The 23,096-nt window shown below is 64.4% G+C and carries 23 protein-coding genes; 18 read left to right on the forward strand and 5 right to left on the reverse strand.

Features of this window, described 5'->3' with window-relative positions:
- Positions 1–122 precede the first annotated feature (122 nt).
- Positions 123–470 carry a hypothetical protein gene (locus NX862_RS10040; RefSeq protein WP_264493771.1) on the forward strand — a complete coding sequence of 116 codons (348 nt, stop codon included), beginning with the start codon at positions 123–125 and terminating at the stop codon, positions 468–470.
- On the opposite strand, the gene NX862_RS10045 is transcribed toward NX862_RS10040, so the two are convergent.
- On the reverse strand, positions 471–1,619 hold the full coding sequence (locus NX862_RS10045) for a MalY/PatB family protein (protein WP_264493772.1): 1,149 nt from the start codon (positions 1,617–1,619) through the stop codon (positions 471–473). It abuts the gene before it with no gap.
- Positions 1,620–1,805: 186 nt separating this feature from the next.
- Here NX862_RS10045 and def (NX862_RS10050) point away from each other — a divergent pair, with 186 nt between their 5' ends.
- Genes def (NX862_RS10050) through fmt form a run of 4 tightly spaced genes read left to right on the forward strand, consistent with a single transcriptional unit; the run spans position 1,806 to position 4,151 of the window.
- Complete coding sequence (def, locus tag NX862_RS10050; protein WP_264493773.1) at positions 1,806–2,321, forward strand: peptide deformylase; 516 nt, start codon at positions 1,806–1,808, stop codon at positions 2,319–2,321.
- Positions 2,318–2,770, forward strand: coding sequence for a peptide deformylase (gene def, locus NX862_RS10055; RefSeq protein ID WP_319800869.1), 453 nt, complete (start codon positions 2,318–2,320; stop codon positions 2,768–2,770). Before def (NX862_RS10050) ends, def (NX862_RS10055) begins: the two co-directional genes overlap by 4 nt.
- A complete protein-coding gene (def, locus tag NX862_RS10060) occupies positions 2,767–3,267 on the forward strand; it encodes a peptide deformylase (protein WP_264493774.1) in 501 nt (166 codons plus the stop codon). Before def (NX862_RS10055) ends, def (NX862_RS10060) begins: the two co-directional genes overlap by 4 nt.
- Positions 3,264–4,151, forward strand: a complete 888-nt coding sequence (gene fmt / locus NX862_RS10065) for a methionyl-tRNA formyltransferase (RefSeq protein ID WP_264493775.1) — start codon at positions 3,264–3,266, stop codon at positions 4,149–4,151. The genes def (NX862_RS10060) and fmt overlap by 4 nt, the downstream gene beginning before the upstream one ends.
- On the opposite strand, the gene NX862_RS10070 is transcribed toward fmt, so the two are convergent.
- Entirely contained in the window at positions 4,152–6,098 is a 1,947-nt protein-coding gene (locus NX862_RS10070) for a methylmalonyl-CoA mutase family protein (protein ID WP_264493776.1), read from the reverse strand.
- Between the two features lie 129 nt (positions 6,099–6,227).
- Between NX862_RS10070 and NX862_RS10075 the strand changes: the two genes are divergently transcribed.
- The 5 genes from NX862_RS10075 to NX862_RS10095 all read left to right on the forward strand — a co-directional run bounded on the left by NX862_RS10075 (position 6,228) and on the right by NX862_RS10095 (position 11,629).
- Positions 6,228–7,583: a 1-acyl-sn-glycerol-3-phosphate acyltransferase gene (locus NX862_RS10075; protein WP_264493777.1), complete on the forward strand. Its 1,356-nt coding sequence runs from the start codon at positions 6,228–6,230 to the stop codon at positions 7,581–7,583.
- Between the two features lie 67 nt (positions 7,584–7,650).
- Positions 7,651–7,992 (forward strand): hypothetical protein, encoded by a 342-nt coding sequence (locus NX862_RS10080; protein ID WP_264493778.1) that lies wholly within the window; start codon positions 7,651–7,653, stop codon positions 7,990–7,992.
- Between the two features lie 129 nt (positions 7,993–8,121).
- Entirely contained in the window at positions 8,122–9,411 is a 1,290-nt protein-coding gene (gene ccrA / locus NX862_RS10085; protein WP_264493779.1) for a crotonyl-CoA carboxylase/reductase, read from the forward strand.
- A 377-nt stretch (positions 9,412–9,788) separates the two neighbouring features.
- Positions 9,789–11,309 carry an ATP-dependent DNA helicase gene (locus tag NX862_RS10090; RefSeq protein WP_264493780.1) on the forward strand — a complete coding sequence of 507 codons (1,521 nt, stop codon included), beginning with the start codon at positions 9,789–9,791 and terminating at the stop codon, positions 11,307–11,309.
- 83 nt (positions 11,310–11,392) lie between these two features.
- On the forward strand, positions 11,393–11,629 hold the full coding sequence (locus tag NX862_RS10095) for an Lrp/AsnC ligand binding domain-containing protein (protein WP_264493781.1): 237 nt from the start codon (positions 11,393–11,395) through the stop codon (positions 11,627–11,629).
- Between the two features lie 80 nt (positions 11,630–11,709).
- On the opposite strand, the gene NX862_RS10100 is transcribed toward NX862_RS10095, so the two are convergent.
- Entirely contained in the window at positions 11,710–12,576 is an 867-nt protein-coding gene (locus NX862_RS10100) for a universal stress protein (RefSeq protein WP_264493782.1), read from the reverse strand.
- Positions 12,577–12,799: 223 nt separating this feature from the next.
- Here NX862_RS10100 and ccoN point away from each other — a divergent pair, with 223 nt between their 5' ends.
- The 8 genes from ccoN to ccoS all read left to right on the forward strand — a co-directional run bounded on the left by ccoN (position 12,800) and on the right by ccoS (position 20,997).
- Positions 12,800–14,407, forward strand: coding sequence for a cytochrome-c oxidase, cbb3-type subunit I (gene ccoN / locus NX862_RS10105; RefSeq protein ID WP_264493783.1), 1,608 nt, complete (start codon positions 12,800–12,802; stop codon positions 14,405–14,407).
- A gap of 12 nt (positions 14,408–14,419) precedes the next feature.
- Positions 14,420–15,145 carry a cytochrome-c oxidase, cbb3-type subunit II gene (gene ccoO, locus NX862_RS10110; RefSeq protein WP_264493784.1) on the forward strand — a complete coding sequence of 242 codons (726 nt, stop codon included), beginning with the start codon at positions 14,420–14,422 and terminating at the stop codon, positions 15,143–15,145.
- Positions 15,146–15,155: 10 nt separating this feature from the next.
- A complete protein-coding gene (locus tag NX862_RS10115; protein WP_264493785.1) occupies positions 15,156–15,344 on the forward strand; it encodes a cbb3-type cytochrome c oxidase subunit 3 in 189 nt (62 codons plus the stop codon).
- Between the two features lie 3 nt (positions 15,345–15,347).
- Positions 15,348–16,286: a cytochrome-c oxidase, cbb3-type subunit III gene (ccoP, locus tag NX862_RS10120; protein WP_264493786.1), complete on the forward strand. Its 939-nt coding sequence runs from the start codon at positions 15,348–15,350 to the stop codon at positions 16,284–16,286.
- A gap of 444 nt (positions 16,287–16,730) precedes the next feature.
- Positions 16,731–18,176 carry a cytochrome c oxidase accessory protein CcoG gene (gene ccoG, locus NX862_RS10125; RefSeq protein ID WP_413694551.1) on the forward strand — a complete coding sequence of 482 codons (1,446 nt, stop codon included), beginning with the start codon at positions 16,731–16,733 and terminating at the stop codon, positions 18,174–18,176.
- A 1-nt stretch (position 18,177) separates the two neighbouring features.
- Positions 18,178–18,651 (forward strand): FixH family protein, encoded by a 474-nt coding sequence (locus NX862_RS10130; RefSeq protein WP_264493788.1) that lies wholly within the window; start codon positions 18,178–18,180, stop codon positions 18,649–18,651.
- A gap of 1 nt (position 18,652) precedes the next feature.
- A complete protein-coding gene (locus NX862_RS10135) occupies positions 18,653–20,839 on the forward strand; it encodes a heavy metal translocating P-type ATPase (RefSeq protein WP_264493789.1) in 2,187 nt (728 codons plus the stop codon).
- Positions 20,827–20,997: a cbb3-type cytochrome oxidase assembly protein CcoS gene (ccoS, locus tag NX862_RS10140; protein ID WP_264493790.1), complete on the forward strand. Its 171-nt coding sequence runs from the start codon at positions 20,827–20,829 to the stop codon at positions 20,995–20,997. Before NX862_RS10135 ends, ccoS begins: the two co-directional genes overlap by 13 nt.
- Here ccoS and NX862_RS10145 read toward each other — a convergent pair.
- A complete protein-coding gene (locus NX862_RS10145) occupies positions 20,981–21,640 on the reverse strand; it encodes a fumarylacetoacetate hydrolase family protein (RefSeq protein ID WP_264493791.1) in 660 nt (219 codons plus the stop codon). The two genes, ccoS and NX862_RS10145, sit on opposite strands and share 17 nt — an antisense overlap.
- Positions 21,619–22,962 carry a D-alanyl-D-alanine carboxypeptidase family protein gene (locus NX862_RS10150; protein ID WP_264493959.1) on the reverse strand — a complete coding sequence of 448 codons (1,344 nt, stop codon included), beginning with the start codon at positions 22,960–22,962 and terminating at the stop codon, positions 21,619–21,621. Before NX862_RS10150 ends, NX862_RS10145 begins: the two co-directional genes overlap by 22 nt.
- Between the last annotated feature and the right edge of the window lie 134 nt (positions 22,963–23,096).

Consider the following 23,096-nt stretch of genomic DNA (forward strand, 5'->3'; position numbering starts at 1 on the left):
CCTTCATGACTGTGGCGGACCTGCCACGCGGGCTTCGCATCTCTGCCACATGTCGGTGTTAAGTCGGGTGCTAACTTGTCTTTAACGCGTGATCGGCCAGACTGTCCCGAATGGAGGCGCTGATGCTGGAATTCCTTTCGAAAGAAGTCCTTGCCGGGCTGGAGTCTGCCCGGAAGACGCGGGAACGCAAACAATCCCGTCTGCGGATTCAGGTGGGCGAAGCGGTCTATCCGGTGTTGCGTTTCTGGCACGATGGCTGCGTGCTGGATGGCAAGCTCTCGCCGAAACTGCGCGGATTGGTCGATCTTTACGACGGCTCGCGGCATGTCTTTCAATGCCTGATCGTCGCCACCACGGGGGAGGGCGACGAAATCACCTGTGAATTCAAACGCCTGACCCCTGTGACCGACCGCGCCGCGCTGGATTTTTGGCGCGACGAGACCGGCCCCGTGGCCTATCTGCCGAAGTGACTACTGCAGATCGGCAAAGGCCGCCTGCAGCCGTGTCACAGCCTCGACGATCTGGGCATGGGGCATGGCCAGGTTGAAGCGCAAGTAGCTCTCTCCGCCGGTCCCGAAGCTGCCACCATGGTTCGCGGCGATTCGCGCGCCCTTTTCGATCCGCGTCACGAACTCGGCCTGAGTCATCCCGGTGCCCGAGAAATCGACCCAAGCCAGATACGTCGCCTCCAGCCGGACCGAGCGCACCCCCGGAATCGCGTTGACGCCCGCGTCGAACACTCTGGCGTTGTGATCCAGGTAGGCCACCAAAGCGTCGACCCAGGCCGCGCCTTCGGGCGAATAGGCGGCGGTCGCCATATGCATGCCGAAAGAGTTGGGCGAAATCCCCATCTTGTTCATCACCCCGGCGAATTTCGCCTTTAATTCCGGGTCCTTGATGATCACATTGCCGATATGGCTGCCCGCGATGTTGAAGGTCTTGGTCGTGGCCGTCATCATCACGACGCGGTCGGTCAGGGTCGCCATCGGGATATGGCGATGCCCCGGCATCACCAGGTCATGGTGGATTTCGTCGCTGACCAAAATCAGCCCGTGCCGGTCCGCAAACGCCATCACGCCCTGCAACTCTGCCTGCGACCAGACCCGCCCGCCGGGGTTGTGGGGCGAACACAGGATCAGCATCTTCGCCGTCCCATCCATCTGCGCATCCCAGGCGTCAAAGTCTAAGCCGTTGTCTTTCAACGGACATTCCACTACGCGCCGCCCCGCGGCCTTGATCACGCGGGCAAAGGCGTGATAGACCGGAGTCATCAGAACCACCCCATCCCCCGGCGCGGTAAAGGCCTCGACACACAGCGCCGTGCCGTTCACAAGGCCATGGGTGGTGAAGATATCGCCCGTGTCCAGCGCCCAGCCGTGACGGGTCTGCATCCACCAGCGGATCGCCTCCAGATAGGCGGCATCGTCGCCGAAATAGCCATAGACCCCATGCGCCGCCATCGCCTCGACCGCCTTTTGCACGCAGGCCGGCGGGCGGAAGTCCATGTCGGCCACCCACATCGCCAGGCCATCTTGCGGCGAGACGCCATAGGCCGCCTCCATCCCGTCCCACTTGACGGAATGTGTGCCGATGCGGTTGATGGGTTCGTCGAAATTCATGGGTGCGCCTTTCTGATGGGCTATCCGTGGTCTTTTGTTCCAAGTATCGCAATTTAAACGGGAAGTCATTCTGAATTTAACGGCAAAATCAGAACTTTGTGCCAATACGGCCCGATAAAACAGAACTCCATCCCGCCCCGCCATCGCCCTTGCGCGACCCCGGTCCAGATACTAAACCCTTGGCGCATGATCCGCTCCATTCTGATCCACCCCGACCCGCGCCTCAAGAAGGTTTCCGACCCGGTGACGCAAGTCACCGAGGAAATGTCGCGCCTCGCCCGCGACATGCTGGAGACGATGTATGAGGCCCCGGGCATCGGCCTGGCCGCGCCGCAAATCGCGGTCAGCAAACGGCTGATCGTGATGGATTGCATGAAGGCGCCCGAGGTCCCGCGCTCTGTCATCATGTTCAATCCGCAGGTCATTTGGTCCTCTTCCGAGGTTTCGACCTATGAGGAAGGCTGCCTGTCGATCCCCGACCAATATGCCGATGTCAGCCGCCCGGCCTCGGTCACGGTGGCTTGGATGGACGAAACAGGCGCCGCGCGGGAAGAGACCTTCGAGGGCCTTTGGGCGACTTGCGTCCAGCATGAGATCGACCACTTGAACGGCAAATTGTTCATAGATTACTTGGGGATGATGAAGCGCCAGCTGATCACCCGCAAGATGGAAAAGCTGAAACGAGAACGGGCGCGCTCGTGATCCTTCCCCTGCGCCTTTGGCCCGATCCGGTGTTGTCGCAGGTCTGCGGCGCGGTGCCGGTGGATGCCGCCGCCCTCAGCCTGGCCGAGGATATGCTTCAGACCATGTATGCCGCCTATGGCCGCGGTCTGGCCGCGCCTCAGGTGGGGGTCCTCGCCCGGGTTTTCGTCATGGATTCCAGTTGGAAGACCGGTGAGAAAACGCCGGAAATCTTCCTGAACCCGGAAGTGCTTTGGTCCTCGCCCGAGACGCAGCCGTCCACCGAAGGCTGTCTGTCGATCCCCGGTCAGGACGTCACCGTGACGCGGTCGCAGGCCATCATCCTGCGCTGGACCATGCCGGATGGCGCGATTGCGGCGCAAAAGCTGACCGGGTTCCGCGCCATCTGCGCCCAGCACGAGATTGACCACCTGAACGGCATCGTCACCTTGAACCGGGCCCCCACATGATCCGCACTTGCCTGCCCTTTCCCCATCCGGTGTTGAAAGCCGTGGCCGCCCCGGTGCCCGCGATCACCGACGAAATCCGCGCGATCTGGCGCGACATGGTCGATACGATGGAGGCGATGCCCGGCTATGGCCTGGCCGCGCCGCAGATCGGCCATTCGCTGCGGCTGGCCGTGGTGGATTGCAGCACGGAACGCGGTCAGGCCGTGCTGATGGCCAACCCAGAGGTTCTTCACGCCTCGGGCCAGATGCGCGACCACGAAGAGGCCAGCCCGAACCTGCCCGGCGTGTCGGCGCGGATCAGCCGGCCCCGTGCGGTGACGGTGCGGTTTCTGAACGCCGAAGGGGCAACCGAAGAGCGGGATTTCGTCCTGCTTTGGGCGACCTCGGTGCAGCATCAGATCGACCACCTGAACGGCAAGCTGTTCTTTGACCACCTCTCCCCGTTGAAGCGCAACATGCTGATCACCAAGGCGCAAAAGCTGGCGAAACGCGGATGAAGGTCGTCTTCATGGGCACGCCGGACTTTTCGGTCCCCGTCTTGCGGGCCTTGACCGCGCGTCATGAGGTTGTCGCCGTCTATTCCCAGCCCCCCCGGCCCGCGGGGCGCGGCAAGGCGGACCGGCCAAGTCCGGTGCAGCAGGCGGCAGAGGCCTTGGGCCTTCCCGTCCGCCACCCGGTCAACTTCAAGACGCCCGAGGCGGTGGCCGCGTTTCAGGCCCTTGGCGCCGATATCGCCGTCGTCGTGGCCTATGGGCTGATCCTGCCGCAGGTGATCCTGGATGCGCCGCGCTTGGGCTGTCTGAACATCCACGCCAGCCTTCTGCCGCGCTGGCGGGGGGCGGCGCCCATTCACCGCGCGATCATGGCGGGCGATGCGGAAACCGGCATTTGCATCATGCAGATGGAGGCGGGGTTGGACACGGGCCCCGTCCGCCTGCGCCGTGCCATCCCCATCGGGGCCGAGGAAACCACCGCCGACCTGCACGACCGCCTGTCCGATTTGGGCGCGCAGATGATCCTTGAGGCGCTGGACACCATGCCCCCCGCCACCCCCCAGGCCCAAGGCGAGACCTATGCCGCCAAGATCGACAAATCCGAGGCGCGGATCGACTGGACCCGCCCGGCAGAGCAGGTTGACCGCCTGATCCGCGGCCTCTCGCCCTTTCCGGGCGCCTGGTGCCTGGCGGGGGACGAGCGGGTCAAGCTTTTGCGCGCGCGGCTTGCACAGGGGCAGGGGGCGCCCGGCGCGCATCTGGGGGGCGGGGTCATCGCCTGTGGGACGGGCGCGGTGCAGATCGTCCAGGCGCAGCGCGAGGGCAAAAAGCCCGCCTCGGTGCTGGACCTGCTGCGCGGGTTCTCCTTGCCCGAGACCCTGGGCTGATCACTCCGCCGCCATGGCCCCGGGCGTCAGGTCCAGGATGTCGCCCATGATCCGGTTCAGGTCGAAATCCTTGGGCGTGTAGACGCCCGCCACGCCCATCTGACGCAGGGCCGCCGCGTCGTCCTGTGGGATGATGCCGCCGACCACGACGGGCACCGACAGGCCGCGCTCTGCCAAAAGCGTCATGACATCGGCCACCAGGGCCAGATGTGACCCCGACAGGATCGACAGCCCCAGCACATCCGGCGCCTGCGCGATCACGCCTGCCACGATCTCGGCGGGGGTCTGGCGGATGCCGTCGTAATGGATCGCCATGCCGCAATCGCGGGCGCGGGCGGTGATCTGCTCGGCGCCGTTGGAATGGCCGTCCAGCCCCGGCTTGCCCAGCATCAGCTTGAACCGCCGCCCCAGCCGGGCCGAGACTGCATCGACCCGGGCGCGGATCGGCTCCAACCCCTCGGTCCGGTTCGAGGGCGCCAGCGACACACCCGTCGGCCCGCGATATTCGCCAAAGGCCGCGCGGATCGCCGCGCCCCATTCCCCGGTCGTCACCCCGGCCTTGGCGGCCGCAATCGAGGGCGGCATGATGTTTTCGCCGCTGATCGCCGCCTGACGCAGGGCCATCAGCGCCCGGTTCACCGCCACGCCATCGCGGGTCGCGCGCCAGTCATGCAGCCTTGCGATTTGATCGGCCTCGGCCTTGGGGTCGGCCTCCAGCACCGCGGCGCCGGTGGTCAGGGGCGAGGGTTCCCCCTCGGCCCAGCGGTTCACCCCCACGACGATCTGTTCACCGCTTTCGATCCGCGCCAGGCGCAGGGCGTTGGATTCCACCAGCCGCGCCTTCATATGCGGAATGGCCGCGACCGCGCCGCCCATGGCCTCGATCTGCGCCAGTTCGGCGCGGGCCTGCGCCATCAACTCGGCCACCTTGGCCTCCATCACCGGATTGCCGTCAAACAGGTCGCCATAGTCCAACAGGTCGCTTTCATGGGCCAAGATCTGCTGCATCCGCAGCGACCATTGCTGATCCCAGGGGCGCGGCAGACCCAAAGCCTCGTTCCAGGCCGGAAGCTGCACGGCGCGGGCACGGGCGCCCTTGGACAGCGTCACGGCCAGCATCTCGATCAAAATCCGGGCGACGTTGTTTTCCGGCTGCTGCTCGGTCAGGCCCAAAGAGTTCACCTGAACCCCATAGCGGAACCGGCGGTGGCGTTCCTCGGTGATGCCATAGCGGTCAAGGCAAAGCTGGTCCCAAAGGGCCACGAAGGCCCGCATCTTGGCGATTTCGGTGACAAAGCGGATGCCGGCGTTCACAAAGAAGGAAATCCGCCCAACCATGGCCGGGAAATCCTCTGCCGGCACCTTGGCGCGCAGGTCGTCCAGCACGGCGATGGCGGTGGCCAGGGCATAGGCCAGTTCCTGTTCCGGCGTCGCCCCGGCCTCTTGCAGGTGATAGGAACAGACGTTCATCGGGTTCCATTTCGGCATCGCCCGGGCTGTCCAGGCGGCGATGTCGGTCGTCATCCGCAAGCTGGCCTTGGGCGGCGAAATATAGGTCCCGCGCGACAGGTATTCCTTGATCAGGTCGTTTTGCACCGTGCCCTGAAGGCTGCTGACATCGGCCCCCTGCTCTTCGGCCACCGCCACATACAGCGCCAACAGCCAGGGCGCCGTGGCGTTGATCGTCATCGAGGTGTTCATCTGCCCCAAGGGAATCCCGTCGAACAGCGCCCGCATGTCGCCCAGATGGCTGATCGGCACGCCAACCTTGCCGACCTCGCCCCGCGCCAGCACATGATCGGCGTCATAGCCGGTCTGCGTGGGCAGGTCGAAGGCCACCGAAAGCCCGGTCTGCCCGCGCGACAGGTTGCCGCGATACAGCAGATTGGACGCCGCGGCGGTCGAGTGGCCGGCATAGGTGCGGATCAGCCAGGGTTGGTCTTTCATCACGGCCTCGATTCTGCTGCGCAATTTTGTTGCGCTGCGTAGTTCTTGCCAGAAATATTCCACCCCTGTCAATCGCCGCATTGCAGCATCAGAATTTGCGCCCTTCCGCCGCCCGTGCCATCAGGGGGCATGACCCAGCCGATTACGCTGCCCCTTTGGCTTTTGCTGTTGATCCTCGCCTTTGCGGCGACCTCTTTTGCGTCGAACTTCCTGTTCCCCTCGGTCCGCTGGTTCTTTCGCCGCAGGATCGAGGCCGGGATCGCCCGGCTGAACCAAAGGCTTGCCCGGCCGATCGACGTGCTGAAACTGGCCAAGCGGCAGGACCGGATTGCACGGCTGGCCTATGACCCGGTCGTCCTGCAGGCCGTCACCGAACAGGCGGCCGAAACCGGGACCCCGCCGCAGGTCGTCTTTCAAGAGGCCCGCGCCTATGCGCGTGAGATCGTGCCGGGCTTTTCGGCGACGCTGTATTTCGGCGTTTCGATCCGGGTGGCGCGCTGGCTGACGAAAAAGCTGTATCGGGTGCGGTTTGGCCGGGTCGAAGAGGTGCTGGCCCGCATCGACCCTCAGGCCACGGTGGTTTTCGTCATGAACCACCGGTCGAACATGGATTACGTTCTGCTGACCTGGCTGGTGTCAGGTCAGGCCTCGATTTCCTATGCGGTGGGGGAATGGGCGCGGGTCTGGCCGTTTTCACGGTTTATCCGCGCCATGGGGGCCTATTTCATCCGGCGCGGGAACTCTCGGGCTTTGTATCGCAAGGTCCTAGCGCGTTACGTCCAGATGGCCACCGAAGAGGGCAACACCCAGGCGATTTTCCCCGAGGGTGGGTTGTCGCTGGATGGCAGGCTGGCGCGGCCTCGTCTGGGCCTTGTGACCTGGCTGATGCAGGCCGAGACCCCGCGCGACGTGGTTTTCGTCCCCGTCGGCCTGTCCTATGACCGCGTGCTGGAGGACCAGATCCTGACCGAGGCCGCGACCTCTGGCAGTCGCCGTTTCCGTGTTGGGCCGCTGCGGGCGCTGTCCTATATGCTGATCGGGGTGCGGCGGCTGATCTTTCCGGGGGTCTGGAGCCTGGGCACCGCCGCCGCGGCCTTTGGCCGGCCCGTGTCGCTGCGGGCCTTTCGTCAGGGCGTCGACCCCTCGCCCCAGGCGCTTGGCGCCCGGCTGATGGCCGAGATCGCCCAGGCCATCCCCGTCCTGCCCGTGCCTTTGGTCGCCGCCTGCCTGCCTGCGCCGGACCGCGCGGCGCTGGTGGCGGCCTGCCGCGCCCGGCTAGCGACGCTAGAGGCCCAGGGCCGCGAAATCCGCCTTGCGCCGCAGGGGATGGAGGCCACCGTGACCGAGGCCCTGGCCATCCTGCAAAGCCGCGGCCTGATCCGTGGCCTGACCCCGGTTCCCGAAAAATCCGCGGTCCTGGCGTATTACGCCGCTTCCCTGCAACAGGATCACGAAACTGTCATCCTTGGCGAAAAGGCAGATTGATCCCGGGCCCCGCGCTGCCTAGCCTGCCCGCACCGGGTTAACCGGACATTTCAATGAGGGATAAGCCATGACCATCAAAGCCATCCTTTTCGCGGGTATCGCGGCCCTGTCGCTGACCGCCTGCGTCGAGGAAACCTCCTCCTCTTCCAGCTATAACAAACATGTCCTCGTCGTGAACAATTCCGGCAAGACGATCCGCGAGTTCTATGGGTCGAATGCCGGAACCTCGTCCTGGCAGGAAGACATCCTGGGCTCCGACGTCCTGGCCTCGGGCTCTTCGGTCGACATCAACTTTGAGGACGGGTCGGGCTATTGCTCCTTCGACTTCCTTGCGGTCTTCACCGACGGGTCCTCGGTGGTCGAAAGCGGCATCGACGTTTGCGCGGTCTCGACGGTCGAGGTCAACTGATCGCTGCGGCGCGGCAGAAATAAAATTACAAAGTTGCGCGGCTTTTGGTTGCAATCGTGCGCGCAACTTTATATCCCAGACGTCAACGCCCCGCGATTCTGCGGCGCGGCATGATCTGGGAGGCAGCCTATGGCACTCGATGCGCAAATCCCGCGGGCCTATGATGCGCCGGTGAAAGACCTTTATGCCCTGGGCGAGATGCCGCCGCTGGGTCATGTGCCCGCACAGATGTATGCTTGGGCCATCCGGCGTGAACGGCACGGCAATCCCGATACGGCGATGCAGGTCGAGGTGGTCGAAACGCCGCGGATCGACAGCAACGAAGTCCTCGTCATGGTCATGGCGGCGGGGGTCAACTACAACGGCGTCTGGGCGGCCCTGGGCACGCCGATTTCGCCCTTTGACGGCCATGGTGCGCCCTATCACATCGCGGGCAGCGACGCCGCGGGCATCGTCTGGGCGGTGGGAGACAAGGTCAAACGCTGGAAGGTCGGCGACGAGGTCGTCATCCATTGCAACCAGGACGATGGCGACGACGAAGAGTGCAACGGCGGCGATCCGATGTTTTCGCCCTCGCAGCGGATCTGGGGCTATGAGACGCCGGACGGCAGTTTTGCGCAGTTCACCCGGGTTCAGGCGCAACAGCTGATGCGCCGCCCGCGTCACCTGAGCTGGGAGGAGAGCGCCTGCTATACCCTGACGCTCGCCACCGCCTACCGGATGCTGTTCGGCCATAAACCGCATGAGTTGCGGCCGGGTCAGAATGTGCTGGTCTGGGGCGCTTCGGGGGGGCTTGGGTCCTATGCGGTGCAGCTGATCAACACCGCGGGCGGCAATGCGATCGGCGTGATTTCCGACGAGGACAAGCGCGATTTCGTCATGTCGCTGGGTGCGAAAGGCGTGATCAACCGGCGGGACTTCAACTGCTGGGGTCAGATGCCCACCGTGAACACGCCCGAGTATAAAGAGTGGTTCAACGAGGTCCGCAAATTCGGCAAGGCGATCTGGGACATCACCGGCAAGGGCAACAATGTCGACATGATCTTCGAACATCCGGGCGAGCAGACCTTTCCGGTCTCGGTTTTCCTGGTGAAGCGCGGCGGGATGGTGGTGATCTGCGCTGGGACCACGGGCTATAACCTGACGATGGACGCCCGCTATCTGTGGATGCACCAAAAGCGCGTGCAGGGCAGCCATTTCGCCAATCTGAAACAGGCCAGCGCCGCCAATCAGCTGATGATCGAACGTCGTCTTGACCCCTGCCTGTCCGAGGTCTTTGCCTGGGCCGATATCCCTGCCGCGCATATGAAGATGCTGAAAAACGTCCACAAACCCGGCAACATGGCCGTTCTGGTGCAATCCCCGCGCTCTGGTCTGCGCACCTTTGAAGACACGGTCGAGGCCAGCCAGTCGCGTTGAATTTTCGGAAAAAATCCGCCCGCCCCTGGATTTCAGGGGCGGGTTTTGCATTTTCCCGACGGAAAATTAACCAAATCCATGTTGAACTGGCGTTGCAAGCTGACAGGATCAAGTGGATTGTTGCGACATGGGAAACAATAAGCCCGGGGAGCATATGGGTTTGGAATGGATATTCGACGTCTTGCGAGACTTGAAATCATTTGCGGCCGCGAATGACATGCCCGCCTTGGCACATAAGGCCGAAGAGGCGCTGGCCACTGCCAAGGCCGAGATCGAGGCCCGCGACGACAAGCCCGCCGACAGGCGACCCGGGCCCGAGCAATTGCATTAGGGGCGGGCTGGCCTCTGACGTGACAAAGCATTAGGGTCGCGGCCTGATGAATCTGCCCGCGATCACCTTCTCTGACGACCAGGCCGAGGCGCATGACCGCGTCGCGGCCGAACTCATGGCCTCTGGCATCGACCTGGACCATGGCGGCCTTGGCGAGATGCCAGAGGGGCGGACCTCTGTCCTGGCGGTGATGGGCAAGGCGGGGTCGGGCAAGACCATGCTTTTGGCCAGCCTTTACAAGGACCTGCGCGAAGCGGGCGTCGAAATCGTCTCGGGCGACTATGAAAGCCGCAAGAAAAAGGACCGCCGGTCGCTGGCGGTTCTGGCGCCGACGAACAAGGCGGCCTCGGTGCTGCGCTTGCGCGGGGTGCCTGCGACCACGATCCACCGCATCCTGTATACGCCGCTCTATGACCCGCAATACGAGGCGATTGCCGAATGGCTGGCGGGCAACCTGCCGCGCCCCAAGGCCGAAGAGCTGACCGATCTGGCGCTCGACCGCGCCCATGCCTTTTACCAGACCATGCCGTCGATCCCGGGCGCCCTTGCCGCGGCGGGCCTGCGGGGCAGCGATTTCATCAAGGGCTGGAAGCGGCGCGAAGAGCCGCTGGACGTCGGTTTCATCGACGAATCCTCGATGCTGGACGAACGCCAGTTCGACGATCTGCGCGAGATTTTCCCGACCTTGGTCCTGTTCGGCGACCCGGCGCAGCTGGCCCCGGTGCAATCGAACGGCATGGTTTTCGACAAGCTGGGCGACACGCGCAAGCTGACCCTGTCGCGCATCCATCGGCAAACGCAGGACAATCCGATCCTGGACCTGGCCCATGCCCTCGCCGATGACCGCCTGACCTTTGACGCCTTCGAGGACATGATCCGCGACGCCGCCCGCCGCGATGACCGCGTGCAATGGGCCGAGCGTGTGTCCAGTGACCTTATGGCGCGGTCCCCCGTTCTGGTCTGGCGCAATGTCACGCGAATCAAGCTGATCCAAGCCTTTCGCGCCGCCCATGGTGCGCCCGAAGATGAACTTTTGCCCGGCGAGCCGCTGATCTGCGACGGCATCGAACTGCCGCTGAAACACCGGAAAAAACGCATCGACCTGGAGGCCCGCGGCCTGATCAAAGGCGCGCAGGTCATCTACCTTGCCCCGGGCAACAAGCCGGGGTTCGCCAAACTTCACGTCGTCGGCGCCGAGGAACCCCAGGTCTCGGCCGCAAGCATCATCAAGATCGAAAAACCGGACGAGGAAGAGCCCTTCATCCCCTCGGCCGCCACGATGGGCGCGGCCTTTCTGCACGGCGCGGCGGTGACGATCCACAAGGCGCAAGGCAGCCAGTGGAGCGACGTGCAGGTCTTTGCCCCCGACCTTTTCGCCGCAGCCCAGGCCGGACGAACCGAGGCCGGCATCCCCCTGTGGAAGCGCCTAGCTTATGTCGCCATCACCCGCGCGGAAAGCCGCCTCCATTGGGTGGTCCGCAACCGCCTGGCCCTGCCGAAATCCCCGCTGGGCATCGCCGACCTCATCGCTCGCCCCGCGCCGCTGAGCCTCGAAAGCGAAGAGTAACCCCTTTCGCTTTCATACTGGCTCAAATATCTCTCGGGGGTCTGGGGGTGGAAAACCCCCAGCGGCGTCAACAGGAGCCCGTCATGACCTGCGTATTCGTCCAGTTCCGCTGCACCCCCGGCCAGACCTATGCGGTGGCCGATGCGATCTATGACCGCGAGGTGGTCTCCGAGCTTTACTCGACCTCTGGCGAATATGACCTGATCGCCAAGGTCTATATCCCCGATGATGCCGATGTCGGCCATTATCTGGCGCAACGCCTGTTCGACATCCCCGGCATCGTGCGCACCCTGACCACGATGACCTTCAAGGCGTTCTAAGGGGGCAAGGCCCTCTGGGGCCAATGAAAAAAGGTGCGGAGGGGCTTTTCTCCCCGCCGCACCCTCAGGGTCCAAGGCGATCAATGCGCCATCAGGACCGGGATTTCCGCGCTTTCCAGCACGGCCCGCGTGGCGCCGCCCAGCACCGCTTCGCGCAGGCGGGAATGGCCATAGGCGCCCATCACCATCATGTCGCAGCCCTCGTCGCGGGCATGGCGCGCCAGGACCTCTGACACTTTGGGCAGGGTCTTGGCCAGGACCGAGACCTGGGCCTTGATCCCGTGCCGCACCAGATATTGACACAGCAGGCCGCCCGGGTCCGACCGCTCTGGTCCGCGCGCGGGTGGGTCAACCACTGTCACATCGACCAACTCGGCCAGTTTCAGCAGGGGCAGGGCGGCCTTGGCGGCGGCCAGCGCCTCGGAGGACTGATTCCACGCCAGCAACACCCGCTTTGGCGCCGCAAGGCTGGCCAGCATCGCGGCATTGCCCGCAATCCCCACAGGCACGATCAGCACCGGAGAGCGCCCCTCGAACAAAGCCGCCTCGACCGCGGCTTCGGCCCGGTAGCTTTGGCCCGAGCCATAGGGCCGCGCCTGCACCACGACATCCACGAAACTCGCCGCATTGCCGATGACGGCGGTCAGCCCGCCCATCTCGGCCACGGCGGTGTCCAGACCCCAGCGCAGGGCGGGGTCCATCTCGCCAAGCGCTGCCTCGGCCGCCCGCGCGGCCGCCCGTGCCTCGGTCTCGGCCTCTTCCAGCGCATATTCCGACAGGACGGCTCCGGCGCCGATATAGCTGTAACCCAACTGCGCCTGATCGACCCCCAAAGCCAGCACATCCAGATGCGCGTCACAGCCAAGGGCCAACCGCGCCGCCGCCGTCACCGAAGCTTCTGCCGTCGCGGGGTCAGTCACAACGGTCAGGATGGATTTAAAGCCCATGCGAACCTCCATTTTTCCTCCCACAGGCGGGAGACGATGTGCAACTATCGCGTGTGGGGTCGGCCGCCGCCTTGATGCGGATCATGAAGGCCCGCACCCCCGGTTGACATGGATCAAGGTAAAATCGCGCTGCGACTGCGAAGTCTGGCGGGTCAGAAACCCGTCCCCCGGGGGGCACGCTGCCGCCGCAGGGAATCGGGTCAAGGGACGAAGGGACAAGAAAATGTGGGATTACGCCAAATTGATCGTGCTGGCGGCGGTGGGGTTCCTCGCCGCTCTGGCCGCCAATTACGCACATGATCTTCCCTATATGGTCAATGCCATCGAAGTGATGCTCGCCGCGGCGATCACCTTCATCGTGGTGTTGCGCGGTATGGGAGAGGTCAAAGCCAAGACGAATATGAACGAATACAACGACGGCGTGGTTCGCGCCGGCGTTATCGCCACCGCCTTCTGGGGCGTGGTGGGCTTCCTTGTGGGCGTGATCATCGCCTTTCAGCTGGCATTTCCCAGCCTGAACCTGGGCGCCATCACCGAAGGCATCCTGAACTTTGGCCGGCTGCGGCCCTTGCACACCTCGGCGGTGATCTTTGCCTTTGGTGGCAATGCGCTGATCATGTCGGCGTTTTACGTGGTGCAGCGCACCTCGGCCGCGCGGCTTTGGGGCGGCAACCTGGCTTGGTTCGTCTTCTGGGGCTGGCAGTTGATGGTGGTCCTGGCCGCCTCCAGCTATATCCTTGGCGGCACGCAGGGCAAGGAATACGCCGAGACCGTCTGGTATATCGACATCTGGATCGCCGTGGTCTGGGTGGCATTCCTGGCCGTCTTTGTCGGCACCCTGGTGATGCGGCGCGAGCCCCATATCTATGTGGCCAACTGGTTCTACCTGTCGATGATCGTCACGGTGGCCATGCTGCATATCGTCAACAACGCGGCCATCCCGGTGTCGATCCTGTCGTCGATCTCGGTTCCGGTCTATTCCGGCGTCCAGGATGCCATGGTGCAATGGTGGTATGGCCACAACGCCGTGGGCTTCTTTTTGACCGCGGGCTTCCTGGGCATGATGTATTACTTCGTGCCGAAGCAAGTCGAACGCCCGGTCTTTTCGTATAAGCTGTCGATCATCCACTTCTGGGCGCTGATCTTCCTGTATATCTGGGCCGGCCCCCACCACCTGCACTATACCGCGCTGCCCGAATGGGCCTCGACCCTTGGCATGGTGTTTTCGGTCATCCTGTGGATGCCGTCCTGGGGTGGCATGATCAACGGGCTGATGACGCTGTCGGGTGCCTGGGACAAGCTGCGCACCGATCCGGTCGTCCGGATGATGGTCATCGCCATCGGCTTTTACGGCATGTCGACCTTTGAAGGCCCGGTCATGTCGATCAAGGCCGTCAACTCGCTCAGCCACTATACCGACTGGACCATCGGCCATGTCCATTCTGGCGCCTTGGGCTGGAACGGGATGATCACCTTCTCGGTCCTGTATTTCCTGACGCCGCGGCTGTGGAACCGCCAGGGGCTGTATAGCCTGAAGCTGGTCTCGTGGCACTTCTGGTTGGCCACCATCGGGATCGTGCTTTACGCCGCCTCGATGTGGGTGTCCGGGATCATGGAGGGCCTGATGTGGCGTGAAGTCGACGCCAACGGCTATCTGGTCAACGCCTTTGCCGACACGGTTTCCGCCAAGTTCGCGATGAATGTGGTGCGGGGCCTGGGCGGAGCGATGTTCCTGACCGGCGCGCTGATCATGGTCTATAACCTGTGGATGACGGTGCGGGCGCAGCCTGCCAAGGCGCCGAGCCTTGTCGCCGCCATCCCGGCCGAATGAAAGGGCCAGGACATGGGAATTCTTGACAAACACGGGCTGATCGAACGCAACGCAACGCTGCTTTTGGTGCTGTCCTTCCTGGTCGTCACCATCGGCGGCCTGGTGGAAATCGTTCCGCTCTTTTACCTGCAGAACACCATCGAAGAGGTCGAGGGCGTGCGGCCCTATACCCCGCTGGAGCTTGCTGGCCGGCAGATCTATGTCCGCGAGGGCTGCTATGTCTGCCACAGCCAGATGATCCGCCCGATGCGCGACGAGGTCGAACGTTACGGCCATTACTCGCTGGCGGCAGAGTCGAAATATGACCACCCGTTCCAATGGGGATCGAAGCGCACCGGGCCCGACCTGGCCCGGGTGGGGGGCAAATATTCCGACACCTGGCACGTGGATCACCTGAGCAATCCGCAAGCTGTCGTGCCGGAATCCATCATGCCGAAGTATTCCTATCTGGCGACCAGCCCGATCACGGCGGAATACATCACGGACTCCATGTGGGCCAATCAGCTGGTGGGCGTGCCCTATACCGAAGAGGACATGGCCGCAGCCAAGGAAGACTTCGCGGCTCAGGCCAATCCGGATGCCGACACCACCGGCCTGCTGGAGCGTTACGGCAAGGTCACGGTCGCCAATTTCGACGGCGCGCCCGAGCTGACCGAGATGGATGCTCTGGTGGCCTATCTGCAAGTCCTGGGCACGATGGTCGACTTCTCGACCTTCACGCCCGTGGCAAGCCGGTAAGGGGGGAATGATGACCTACGATCTTCTCGCCGAATTCGCGCGCAGCTGGGCCGTGGTCGGGTTGATGGCCTTCTTTGTGGCGATGGTCCTGTGGATCTTTCGCCCCGGCAGCGGAAAGCTGCACCAAGAGGCCGCAACCATGATCTTCCGGCATGACAAGAACCCCGGGCCAGTGCCCGGCCAGTCCAAGGAGGTTTAGGCAATGGCCAAACCAATCAAGGAAGGCCCCAAGTCCGACAAGGTCGGCACGACGGGTCACGAATGGGACGGCATCCAAGAGCTGAACAACCCGCTGCCGCGTTGGTGGGTCTGGGTGTTTTACCTGACGATCATCTGGGGCGTAGGCTATGTCGTGGCCTATCCGGCCTGGCCCTTGATCACCGGGGCGACGCCGGGGCTTTTGGGTGCCTCGATGCGGGCCGATGTCGCGGCAGAAATCCAGCGCTTTGACGACCTGAACGGGCCGATCAAGGCCAAGCTGGTGGCGGCCGACCTGCCTTCGATCCCGGGCAACGAAGAGCTGGTGGCCTATGCCAAGCAGTCCGGCAAGGCGATCTTCATGAACAACTGCGCCCAGTGCCACGGCTCGGGTGCGGCGGGGGTTGCGGGCAAGGGCTATCCGAACCTGTTGGACAACGACTGGCTGTTCGGGGGCGACGTCGAGGCGATCCACACGACGATCACCCATGGCGTGCGCAACACGGTCGATCCGGATGCGCGCAACGTCGGTCTGGTCATGCCGGCCTGGTCTGAAAAGGCCGTGGGCGCGCTGGCCGATGCGGCTTCGGCCAAGTTCACCGAAGAGCAGGTGGGCCAGGTCGTCAACCATGTGCTGAAGCTGTCGGGTCAAACCGCGGACGAGGCCAAGGCGACCGCCGGGGCGCCGCTGTTTGCCGAAAACTGCGCCGCCTGCCATGGCGAGGACGGCAAGGGCAACCGCGACATGGGTGCGCCCAACCTGACCGATGCCGTTTGGCTTTATGGCGGCGACGAGGCGACCTTGACCGCCACGCTGAACAACGGCCGCCAGGGTGTCATGCCGGCCTGGGGCTATGCGGCCGAAGGTCTGGCCCCGCGCCTGACCGAGGATCAGATCCGCTCGGTTGCCGTTTATGTCCATTCGCTTGGCGGCGGCGAGTAAGCCCTTTCACATCGACCAAAGGGGGCCTTCGGGCCCCCTTTTGCTTTGCGCCCCCCCCGACTTGACCCAGATCAAGCGGAAAAACTTTCGTTGTTTGACACAGGTCAAGGAAACCCGCCCCCGAATCGGCGAATATGACTGTGCCGGGGAGCTTTCCGGCAGGCACCGATACCCTCCTGTTCGCGCGGTTCCTGGGGTATCGGTGCCGTCTTTCCCCTCCCCTCTGCCTGACCCCCGGCCTTTTCCCTGCTCTCCCCTCTCAAGCGGTCCTTCCCCGGGCCGCTTGATCCGTTTGCGCCAGGGCTGGACAGGCCGCCCTTTGGCGCCCACTCTGAACCCAGGCAGATGACTGGCAAAGGGCCGCGAATTCGCCGCCGCTTGACTTAGGTCAAGGCCCCGACCCTTGCCGCAGTGCAGAAGATCAAGGCGAACAGGATGGGTCATATGCAAGAATCCGAATCTCCCAAGCTTTATGCCGCGCGTGAGCCGATCTTCCCCCGCCGCGTGAAGGGCAACTTCCGCACGCTGAAATGGTGGATCATGGCGGTGACGCTGGGCGTCTATTACCTGACGCCCTGGATACGCTGGGACCGCGGCCCTGCGATGCCGGATCAGGCGGTCCTGGTCGACATGGCCAACCGGCGCTTCTTCTTTTTCTCGATCGAGATCTGGCCGCACGAGTTCTATTTCGTCGCGGGCCTTTTGATCATGGCGGGGCTGGGGCTGTTCCTGTTCACCTCGGCGGCGGGGCGGGTCTGGTGCGGCTACGCCTGCCCGCAGACCGTCTGGACCGACCTGTTCATCCTGGTCGAACGCTGGGTCGAGGGCGACCGCAACGCCCGCATCCGCCTGCACCGCCAGAAATGGGACGCCGAAAAGATCCGCAAATCCGCCGTCAAATGGACGCTGTGGCTGTTGATCGGTCTGGCCACTGGGGGGGCTTGGGTGTTCTATTTCACCGATGCGCCGACCTTGGCCATGGGTCTTGCCTCGGGCAGCGCCCATCCGGTTGCCTGGACGACCATCGCCGTCCTGACCGCGACGACCTTTTTCTTTGGCGGCTTTGCGCGGGAACAGATTTGCATCTATGCCTGCCCCTGGCCGCGCATCCAGGCCGCGATGATGGACGAGGAAACCATCACCATCGGCTATCGGTCCTGGCGCGGAGAGCCGCGTGGCAAGCAGACCACCGAGGGCAACGGCGATTGCATCGACTGCATGGCCTGCGTCAACGTCTGCCCCATGGGCATCGACATCCGCGACGGTCAGCAGCTGGCCTGCATCACCTGCGGCCTGTGCATCGACGCCTGTGACGCGATGATGGACAAGATCGGCAAGCCGCGGGGCCTGATCGGCTACCTTGCGCTGACCGACGAGCCGCTAGAGCGTCAGGGCCTGAAGGACAAGCCGATCTGGCAACATATCCTGCGGCCGCGGACCATCGTTTACACCGTCCTTTGGTCTGCCATCGGGATCGGCCTGGTCGTGGCGCTGTTCCTGCGGGCCAACCTGGATGTCTCGGTCAGTCCCGTGCGCAATCCGATGTATGTGACGCTGTCGGACGGGTCGATCCGCAACACCTATGACCTGCGGTTGCGCAACAAGCATGGCGAGGACCGCTGGTTTTCCTTCAGCGCCTTTGCCCCCGCCGATGTGACCCTGGCGCTAGAGGGGGCCGACGACTTCCGCGTCCTGGTCAAGGCGAACGAGACCCGCGACCAACGGCTTTACATCACCGCGAAATCGGGCACGCTTGCGGCCAAGACCGACAGTCTGCCGTTGCGGCTGTGGATCACCGATGCCGAGGGTCCGACCCTGCCTGCTGCCACCGAAATCCCCAAGGCCGAACGCGTCTACAAGGACACGGTCTTCCATGGAAAGGCTGACTGACATGACCACAACCGCGCGCCCCTGGACCGGCTGGCACATGCTGGGCTTTGCTTCCACCTTCTTTGCCGTGATCATCGGGGTCAATGGCTATATGGCCTACCGCGCCATTTCGGGCTTTCCCGGGCCGGTCGTGGCCTCGTCCTATGCCGAAAGCCAAAGCTTTGACCGGCTGCGGCTGGCACAAGAGGCGCTGGGCTGGACCGTCGTTCCCGGCTTTGACGCCGCCGCGCGCCAGCTGCGCATCCGGATCACCGACCGGACCGGGGCGCCGGTGGTGCTGGCCGATCTGGAGGTCCTTGTGGGGCTTGCGACGACCCAGGCCCATGACGTGACCCCGACCTTCGCAGCCGCGCCAGACGGGACCTATGTCGCGGGTCAGGATCTGGCGCTTGGCAAATGGATGATGCAGATCACCGCCCATGCGCAGGACGGCACGCTGTATCAGGGTCGCAGCACCTTTTACGTGAGGGACTGACATGGCCCTGATCGAGGAACACGCCAGCTTTGCCGCTTGTCCGGCCTGTGTCGTGGTCTCTCCGTCGGACAGGGTTGCGGCGATCCGGTCCCAGGCGGCGCGCATCATGTTGTCGCTGCCCGGAGCCGAGGGGGTCGCGGCGATCTCGACCGTCGAGGGCGTCTTGCGCGCCTTTCCGGGGGTGCGGACGGCGCGGGTCAACCTGACCCAGCGCCGCGTGGTGATCGAGGCCGATCCGCATCTGGTCGCCGCCGACCTGATCCCCGTGCTGGCAGGCGTGGGCTATGAGGCGCATGAGCTGGACCCCGGGATGCTGTCGATGACAGAGACCGACCGCCAAGGGCGTGAGCTGCTGATGCGGGTGGGCGTCGCGTTTTTCTCGATGATGAACATCATGCTTTTGTCGGTCGCGGTCTGGTCCGGGGCCGAGGCCGCGACGCGCGACCTGTTCCACTTCATCTCGGGCGCCATCGCCCTGCCGACCGTGATCTTTTGTGGCCAGCCGTTCTTTCGTTCGGCCTGGGCCTCGTTGCGGCGGGGCAAGCTGGGGATGGATGTGCCGATTTCGCTGGCGCTGATCCTCGCCTCCAGCATTTCCGTCTATGAAACACTTCATTCCGGCGAAAAGGCCTATTTCGACGCCGCTGTCATGCTGTCGTTCTTTCTGCTGATCGGGCGGTATCTGGATCACCGGTCCCGTGCGCTGGCGCGGTCGGCGGCCGAGGAACTGGCCGCGCTGGAGGTTCCCCGCGCCATCGTGCTGGACAATGGTCGCGAGGTCGTCCTTCCCATCGCCCAAGTCGCGGTGGGGGATCTGGTGTTGGTCCGCCCCGGTGGCCGGATGCCGGTCGATGGCCTTGTGGTCGCTGGCACCTCCGAGACCGACCGCGGGCTGTTGACCGGAGAAAGCCTGCCGGTCTTTGCCGGCCCCGGTTCCGTCGTCAGCGCCGGAGAGGTCAATTTGACCGGCCCCCTGACGGTGCAAGTGACGGCTGCGGGGCGGGATTCGTCGCTGCACCGCATGGCCGATCTGGTTGCCGTCGCGGAATCCGCGCGCACGCGGTATACGACTTTGGCCGACCGCGCCTCGGCGCTGTATTCGCCGCTGGTGCATATCCTGTCGTTCAGCGCCTTTGGCTTCTGGCTGTGGCAGACCGGCGGGGATATCCGGTTCGCGGTCAATATCTCGGCTGCCGTGCTGATCATCACCTGTCCCTGTGCGCTGGGGCTGGCGGTGCCTGCCGTGGTGACGGCGGCATCGGGCAAGCTGTTCCGCAAGGGGGTGCTGATCAAGAACGGCACCGCGCTGGAACGTCTGGCCCAGGTCGATACCGTGGTTTTCGACAAGACCGGCACCCTGACCATGGGCACGCCAGAGCCGCTTGGGCTGGACGCCCTGCCGCCCGAGGCGCTGTCGGTTCTGGCGGCGCTGGCCCGGACCTCGTCCCATCCCCTTGCCATGGCCTTGGCCGCGCGGACCGACACCCCGGCCAAGGTCACGGACCTGCACGAGGTGCCGGGCTACGGCGTTCAGGGGCTCTATCACGGCCGCCCGGTGCGTCTGGGTCGTGCCGAATGGGTGGGCGCCGCGCCCTTGGCCCTGACGGCGACCTATCTGGCGCTGGATGGTCAAACCCATGCCATCGGGTTCGCTGACCAAATCCGCCCGGGCGCCGAGGCCGCGATTGCGGGCCTAAGGGCGCAGGGCATGACGGTGCGTCTGGTGTCGGGCGATACCGAAGCCGCCGTGCGTGCCTTTGCCGACAGGGTTGGCATCCCGGATTGGGTCGCGGGCGCCTTGCCTGCGGAAAAGGCCGCCTTGGTGCAGGACCTGACCGGGCAGGGGCGGCGCGTGTTGATGGTGGGCGACGGGCTGAACGACACGGGGGCGCTGGCTGCGGCCCATGTCTCGATCTCTCCGGCGCAGGCTTTGGATGCGGCGCGGGTGGCGTCCGATATCGTGCTGTTGGGCCGCGACCTGTCGGCGATTGCCGATGCGGTCCATATCGCGCGTCAGGCCAGCCGCCGGATGGTGGAAAACTTCGGGATATCTGCCGCCTATAACGTCGTGGCCGTGCCTTTGGCGCTGATGGGGGCCGCGACACCCCTGGCTGCGGCGCTGGCCATGTCGCTGTCGTCGATCACCGTATCGCTGAACGCATTAAGGTTGCGCCAATGGAAATCCTGACGATCCTGATTCCGGTGTCGCTGATCCTGGGCGCCTTGGGGCTATTGGCCTTCATCTGGGCCATGCGCACCCGCCAGTTCGAGGATATGCAGGGCGACGCCAGCCGCATCCTGTTGACGGATTACGACGACAAGCCGGCGGTCACGGAAGAACCGTGACCGTCGCCGGGGAAAGCCCCGCCACCGTCACCGTGCAGGTCTGACCGCGCAGCAGGGGCCCAACCCCCGCAGGCGTCCCGGTATAGATCAGGTCGCCCGCCTCCAGCCGCACCAGCCGCGACAGGTGACAGATCACCTCGGGCACCGACCAGATCATCATCGACAAAAGCGACGACTGCCGCTCCTCCCCGTCCACCGTCAGCGCCAGCCGCGCATCGCCCAAGGGCCCCGGTCGGATTGCGCCAATCACGGCAGAGTTGTCAAAGCCCTTGGCCATGTCCCAAGGCCGCCGCAGCGCCTTTGCCTCGGCTTGCAGGTCGCGGCGGGTCAGGTCGTTGCCCGCGGCGTAACCAAAGACATGGGGGGCGGCATCGGTGATATCAGCGCCGCCAAGGCCGATGGCCACGACCAATTCGGCCTCGTGGTGCAGGTTCTGGGTCGCAGTCGGATAGGGGATCGCTTCGCCCGATGAGACCAGGGCATCCGCGGGTTTGGTGAAAAAGAACGGCGGGTCGCGCTGGTCGCCCCCCATCTCGGCCACATGGTCGGCATAGTTGCGACCGACACAAAAGATCCGGCGGACGGCAAATCGCCCGCCGCCCTCGACGGCAACCGAAGGGCTTACTCGCCAACCGTAAAGCATTGCACCGCCCGCGCCTGCAGCTTGCGACAGGCCAGGTCCGCGCTGTCCCGGGTCAGGCCCAAAACCACCGCGTCAAAGCCGTTCGACCGCGACACGACCTTGGAGGTCCCGCCATCCAGCGCCGCGCTTTCCAGCAACCGCACCTGGATCAGCGCCTTTTCGGCCACCATCGAATTCGGATAGCGCCCGATGTTGATCCCCCAGCCGCCCGCCCCGCCCGAGGTCGAAACCCGCGTCACCACTTCGGGCGCCGCCGAAACCGAGGCGAGTTTCGCGTTCTGATCGGTGTAAACCGGCGCATTGCGGGCCTTGGGACGTTCGGCCCCGGCCGCCAGCGTCTGCGGCTCTTCGGCGGCCTTGGCGGTCACGACCAGCTCTCCGGTCTCGGCTGCGGCCAGGGCCACGGCGTCCTCGATCCCCGTCAGGTCCAGGCCCGCGTCAGGCTTGCGCTTGGGCCGCGGCGAGGTCGTCAGCGCCGCCACCATCTCGCCCTCTTCTTCTGCCGGTATGTTTTCGTCCGCGCTCATCATCTCCTGATCCGCGGCCAGAGGCTGTTCCACCGCCGCGCCCGGTTTGGCCTTGGCAAATCCCATGTCCAGCAGCTCTGACACCTTGCGGTTGCGCGCATCGGTCGAGGTTTCGCCAAAGACGGTCACGATCAGCCGCACCCCGCCACGTTCGGCACTGGCGGTCAGGTTGAAGCCGGCCTCGCGGGTGTAGCCAGTCTTGATCCCGTCGGCGCCCTTGTAGGCGTCCAGGAACTTGCGGTTCGTATTGGCGACCTTGGCCATGCCCGCATCGGTCGACCGCCGCGAGAAGATGTTGTAATACTGCGGGAAATCATAGAACAGCCGCCGCCCCAGCGTCGACATGTCGCGCGCGGTCGACACATGGCCCTTGGCAGGCAGGCCGTTGCCGTTCTTGAAGGTCGAGTGCTTCATCCCCAGCGCCTTGGCGGTCTGGGTCATGCGCTTGCCCCATTTCTGCGGGCTGCCCGAGAAGTAGTCCCCGATGGCCGCCGCCGCATCATTGGCCGATTTCACCGCCGCCGCGCGGATCAGATAGCGCAGGGCGATCTTTTGCCCGGCCCGCAGACCCAGCCGCGACGGGTCCTGATTGGCCGCGTTTTGCGAAACAGTGATCATCGTGTCCAGGCTGACGCGCCCGGCCTCGATCTCCTGAAAGGCGATGTAAAGCGTCATCATCTTGGTCAAGGAGGCCGGCGGCAAGGGCTTGTCGGCGTTCTTTTCGAACAGGGTTTCCCCAGTGCGGGCATCCATCATATGCGCGGCAAAGGTCGCCGCCTGCGCCTGCGCCGCCATCAGGACGGCCAGCAAAGCCGCCGCCAAAACCCCACGCAAATGCCCCAAGGACAAGCCCGCCAAAGGATGTGCCAATTTCTGCCTCGACTTGGTCGCGCCCCCTTTGCGAGGGTCACTGTTCATTCTTATGAAAC

This window comes from Stagnihabitans lacustris (assembly GCF_025950525.1).
Classification (GTDB): domain Bacteria; phylum Pseudomonadota; class Alphaproteobacteria; order Rhodobacterales; family Rhodobacteraceae; genus Stagnihabitans.